The sequence below is a fragment of the Enterococcus italicus DSM 15952 genome (assembly GCF_000185365.1).
GTDB classification, from domain to species: domain Bacteria; phylum Bacillota; class Bacilli; order Lactobacillales; family Enterococcaceae; genus Enterococcus_G; species Enterococcus_G italicus.
This window is the reverse complement of record NZ_GL622271.1, coordinates 1-876: the sequence shown is the minus strand read 5'-3', so window position 1 is coordinate 876 and position 876 is coordinate 1. Positions and strand designations below refer to the sequence as shown.

Genomic DNA, 876 nt, shown 5'->3' with positions numbered 1-876 from the left:
GTTAGAATTCTCGTTTAATGGGCGTTGAGAAGGTGTTCCAGGGTCCGCAAAATATATATCAATATCATGTTGGTTACTAATGGCTTTCCAGTTAGAAAATTCTTTTCCACAGTCAAACGTAATAGATTTAAAGAAGTTTTTAGGAAAGCGAGAAAACCATTGATTAAGGGCAGTTTCAATATCTAATGCCTTACGGCCGTTGGGTTTAATCGTGATAATTACTTTAGATAATCTTTCAACTAAAGTAATGACGGCACTTTTATGATGAATGCCAACGATCGTATCACCTTCAAGGTGACCAAACTCAGAATTGAAATCAGGATAATTATCAGGTCTATCATGGATTGAGCGCTGATATTGTTGTTTTCCCCGTTTTTCCTGATGGCCATTGGGTTTTCTTTTACCTTTCATCGGTAGTGTGTCAATATCAAATATTCCTTTAGAAAATAAACGATAAAGTGTTCTCATACCGCATGAAATAGGCCTTTCTTTTCGCCCGATAATGACGTCAGGCGTCCAACCAAGAGTGACTTTCTCTTTAATGTAATCTACTTCATGAGCAGGTAATTGAATGACTTTTCTACCACATTTTTTCTTATTTTCTTTATACTGGTGCCAATAATCAAGAGCAGTCTTGCCTTGCTTGAACTTATTGACTACATTATAAATAGTTTGTATAGCACGTCCCATTCGGTTAGCGATTTCAACCGGTTTATTATGTTGAAGATAATATGATTCTATCATTGTCAGTTCGTCTATGGTAAGATGTTTGTAGGTCATTTATGGTTACACTCCTTTGTTTTCTTTCGTCGGAAATACAATTTGAGTGTACCATAAATGCCTTTTTATTTTTCTAACTTAATTTTACAATTCGCG

General features: G+C 35.4%; 1 protein-coding gene. It reads right to left on the bottom strand.

Annotation, left to right across the window (positions count from 1 at the left end):
- Positions 1 to 780 (bottom strand): IS30-like element IS6770 family transposase (locus HMPREF9088_RS11205; RefSeq protein ID WP_007209376.1); only part of this gene is annotated, 780 nt, incomplete at its 3' end.
- Positions 781 to 876: the final 96 nt, after the last annotated feature.